Here is a 4209-nt window from a genome sequence, read left to right as displayed (position 1 = left end):
GCCGCCCACAAGCCGGTGCTCTGCTGCAACCAGGGCAGCTCGCGCAGGACCACGTTCGGGTTGCCTTCGCCATGGATGCTCTGCTGGATCAGCGCCAGGCCCAGGCCGGCGGATACCAGGCCCAGGGCGCTCAGCGGCTCGGCGGCTTCCAGGCGGATCTGCGGGGTGAAGCCCGCGGCCACGCAACTGGCCAGGAAGCGCTCGCGCCGGCTGGGCTGCAACTGGCCTTCGACCATGATCCAGTCCTGCTCGTGCAGGTCGGCCGGTTCGATGCTGGGCTTGTCCGCCAAGGGATGCCCCAGGGGCAAGGCCAGGCGCAGCGGGTCGTCGAACACCTGGGCGGCCACAAGCTCCGGATCGTCGGTGGCCGGCGGTTCGCAGACCAGGGCGATGTCCAGGCTGCGTTGGCGCAACCCTTCGAACTGCTCCTGGGCCGACAGGTTGTACAGCGCGATATGGATACCCGGGCGCTCTTCACGCACATGGCGCAAGGCACCGGGCAGCACCCCGGCATGGATCGCATGGCTGACGTAGCCGATGCACAGCCCGCCCGTCTCGCCACGCCCCAGGCGCCGCCCCAGGGACTCCAGGCGCTCGGCATGCTTGAGCAGGGCCCGGGCTTCGTGGAGGAAGGTGCGACCGTCGGACGTCAGGCGCAGGCGTTGTTGGCTACGCTCGAACAATTGCAGGCCGAGGCGTTCTTCCAGCTGGGCGATCTGCCGGCTCAGCGGCGATTGGGAAATGTGCAGTTGCTCGGCCGCCTTGCCGACGTGCTCGACTTCGGCGACGGCGACGAAATAACGCAATTGTCTAAGATCCAGCATATGACCCTCAGGGACTCAAGTCTGACCAATTAAGTCATATGCGATCTTACTGGCGATGTTTAGGATCTCGCCATATCGAATCGATCACCGGCACAGGTCCCGTGCCCCCCAAGATGAGGAATCCGAACATGCAAATCGATCTGGGCGGCAAGACCGCCATCATCAGTGGCTCCACCGGCGGCATCGGCCTGGGCATCGCCCGAAGCCTGGCGGCCTCCGGCGCCAGCGTGGTCATCGTCGGCCGCAACGCGGCCTCGGTGGCGGAAGCCGTCGCCGGCATCCACGCCAATAACGGCAGCGCCCGGGGCGTGGTCGCGGACCTCGGCACCGCGGCCGGCGCCGATATCCTGTTCGCCGCCGAGCCCCAGGCCGACATCCTGGTGAACAACCTGGGCATCTACAACGATGTCGACTTCTTCGACACCGACGACCAGCAATGGATGGATTTCTACGAAATCAACGTGCTCTCCGGCGTGCGCCTGTCCCGCCACTACACCCCGGGCATGGTCGAGCGCGGCTGGGGTCGGGTGATCTTCCTGTCCTCGGAATCGGGCGTCGCCATCCCGGCGCAGATGATCAACTACGGCGTCACCAAGGCCGCCAACCTGGCCGTCTCCCATGGCCTGGCCAAGCGCCTGGCCGGCACCGGCGTGACCGTGAACGCGATCCTGCCGGGCCCGACCTTCACCGAAGGCGTGGCCAACCTGGTGGCCGACGCGGTGCGCCAATCCGGCCGCAGCGCCCGGGAAGAAGCCGACGCCTTCGTGCGCCGCGAGCGCCCCAGCTCGATCATCCAGCGCGTGGCCGAAGTCGAGGAAGTGGCCTCCCTGGTGACCTACATCGCCTCGCCATTCTCCTCGGCCACCACCGGTGCGGCCCTGCGCGTGGACGGCGGCGTGGTGGACAGCCTGGCGATCTGAACCGCCACACCAGGCGCCCGGCCCCGCAACCACGACAGGTTGCGGGCCCATCCGGCGCTGAGGCCCGGGCAAAAATAGTCAGTTTTCAGGGGTTTACAGAACCCCGCCAATCGCTATAATCGTCGCCCTGACACGCCGGTATAGCTCAGTTGGTAGAGCAACTGACTTGTAATCAGTAGGTCCCGGGTTCGATTCCTGGTGCCGGCACCATACAAAACAAGGGCTTGCAGCGATGCAGGCCCTTTGTTTTTGCCCTCCACGTAACAACGCACGTAACAAGCACCCCGCGAGTACCGTCCCGCCCGCACCGCCGAATGCTGAGCAGGTGGTGATAGCCCGGTGCTTTGGAGAACAGGCGGCGCCTAAACGTGGGTCGCTACTGTGAGTGCGCACGTCAAGCGACACCCACCCTACACACGGGGAAAAATTTTCCGGTGTGCACCTAAAAAGTGCGTCAGAAGTGTAAGTGAGATTTTAGAATCTCTTAAAACCCTTACAAATCAATAGCTTGAGCCAAAATCAAAATCGTAAGTCGACTGTAGAATCACCGTCTGAGCCGCACAGATTGATACTGTAAGCGGGCACTCGTGCAAATCATTGATTTATAACGATATTTTTTATTGGCGTTCTCAGCTGACGCTTTTAGACAGCACTACTGTAAGCGACAGAGCCCACGGAATACGCGGGTTCTAGGGCTTTTTGTCACCCGCTGACGCCACTTACGTGTCAGGAGGGGGTGACCCAGGAAATGTTCTTTTTGGGAACCTCAAAGGTATGCTGCAAACCACGCTCAGCCCTTTGATCGATCCGGAGAACAGTAATGCGTAAGCCAAAGCCACAAGCAGCACTACCGAAGATCAACGCCGTTAAAGACGACCGGCATTGGCGTGTAGATTGGGACTATCAGGAAGCTCCAGAAAGTCGAATCCTTACCAAAAGGGCGGAGTTCTTGGACGGGTATGTTTGCGGCATCCTGGCGACCCTAGGCGTCTCGGCAGGCGAACTATGCCGCCCCTCGGCCCGTACCGGCACAGTGAGGAGGGTGGACGAGGCAACGGCATTGAAGCTTGCCCAACTGCTTAAAAGTCTCTTGCATCCCGTGGTCGAGGAAGAGCATCGCCGATTGCTGAATGAGGCTGATCTCCCGCATGTTCGTTTCCAGGCCGAACAAGACGCAGTGAAAACCTCTGAAACGCGGTAAACCCGATACAGCACCCGCCAGCAGGGGATTGCAGCGCTTTCCCCTACCGCTTTACGCAGGGCACAGAACTCGTGGTTTTCGAGCTGTGCTGAAACTGAAAACAGCGGTTTTGGCTGATTTTTTAGGCATGCGGCCAGACAGGCCGGGGCCTTCAGAATTTCATGATCATCAAAGACGTCATGGCACGCCGTGCAAGCGCATGACATTTCTCAGTAATACCTTTCACTTTGTGCAATCACCAAACGCTCCACAAAGCCCGCAGCGGGCCTGGGCGGGGGCATGGTTTGCACCACCACCTGACTTTGCACAAAAAACGGACGCAGAGCCCGTCGGCGGGAGGGGGATAAGTGCTTTTTCGCTAGCATTTTTGCTCTGCCTGTAATTTGCAGAATGCTAGGGAAGAAGGTTGGTTCTGGCTGACAGCTCAGTTTTTCAAAAAAATGAGATCAGAGAGTTTTTATGGTGTACGCTCATCTCAATTAAGCAGATTCTTGAGACAGCCATGATCAAGCGCCCACCCGAAGTCGTACTCAACCCTTTTGAAGTAATCATGAAGAACCACTCAGAGCAGACTGGGGCTTACCTGAAGCTTTACGCCCCCGTTGACGATAAAGGGCGGTATCAACACTACGATACGCTTAGATTTAGGATACCTTCTGATTTAAACCAAGCGCTTGCCTGGTCAGTAGTCAAAAGTGCCAGAAGACTTCAATTAAGCGAAGTTCTTTCGTTAGGAGAGCCTTCAGTCAAAGGGAGGTTACTGTTGACCCCTGCGATTCAGATGGCTATCTCTGAAAGTGATCGTCATACCACGGCAGCGGCATTGGAATGGATGAGCAGTAAAATTGGAGAGCAAAAGCATGTCCAGTATTTGCTTAAGGATTTAATCGAGGATGAAGCTATTAGTAGCAGCCAGCTCGAAGGTGCAGCTACTACCACTAAAGTTGCGAAAGATCTCTTGAAGCGTCAGAGAGGGCCTAGAACACCTGATGAGAAAATGATTATCGGGAATTTCAGGATGATGCAGTTTGCTTGGAAAAGTCGGGATAAAAAACTTTCAGCCGACTTAATTGCAGAGCTTCATCAGGTTGGAGTGGAGAATATAAATGACGATCATTACCGTCCAGGAGTTTTTCGTTGTGCGGATGACTCTATTGTTGTGGAAGATGGTGACGGCAATGTAGTTCATACACCTCCTTCTGCAGATGGATTGGAAGATCGACTGGCTGCTTTGGCTGAGTGGATTAATGAAGATCATACAAAT

At 57.6% G+C, this 4209-nt stretch carries 4 protein-coding genes and 1 tRNA gene; 4 read left to right on the top strand and 1 reads right to left on the bottom strand.

Translation table 11 applies throughout. The annotated features are described in order from the left end of the window. Nucleotides 1–824, bottom strand: an 824-nt coding sequence (locus tag ACK6AU_RS31400; RefSeq protein WP_409303620.1) for a LysR substrate-binding domain-containing protein, incomplete at its 3' end; no start/stop codon positions are given. Between the two features lie 128 nt (nucleotides 825–952). Here ACK6AU_RS31400 and ACK6AU_RS31395 point away from each other — a divergent pair. The 4 genes from ACK6AU_RS31395 to ACK6AU_RS31380 form a co-directional block, all read left to right on the top strand. Beyond that, nucleotides 953–1744 carry an SDR family NAD(P)-dependent oxidoreductase gene (locus ACK6AU_RS31395; RefSeq protein WP_409303618.1) on the top strand — a complete coding sequence of 264 codons (792 nt, stop codon included), beginning with the start codon at nucleotides 953–955 and terminating at the stop codon, nucleotides 1742–1744. Nucleotides 1745–1878: 134 nt separating this feature from the next. Next, a tRNA-Thr gene (locus ACK6AU_RS31390) sits at nucleotides 1879–1954 on the top strand. Between the two features lie 610 nt (nucleotides 1955–2564). Further along, complete coding sequence (locus ACK6AU_RS31385) at nucleotides 2565–2945, top strand: hypothetical protein (protein WP_409303616.1); 381 nt, start codon at nucleotides 2565–2567, stop codon at nucleotides 2943–2945. Nucleotides 2946–3351: 406 nt separating this feature from the next. Further along, on the top strand, nucleotides 3352–4209 hold an 858-nt coding region (locus ACK6AU_RS31380), incomplete at its 3' end, for a Fic family protein (protein ID WP_409303614.1).

Origin of the sequence: Pseudomonas sp. KCJK8993 (genome assembly GCF_046230915.1) — a bacterium.
In the GTDB taxonomy this organism is placed as follows: Bacteria; Pseudomonadota; Gammaproteobacteria; order Pseudomonadales; family Pseudomonadaceae; genus Aquipseudomonas; species Aquipseudomonas piscis.
This window is presented reverse-complemented; position numbering and strand designations above follow the sequence as displayed.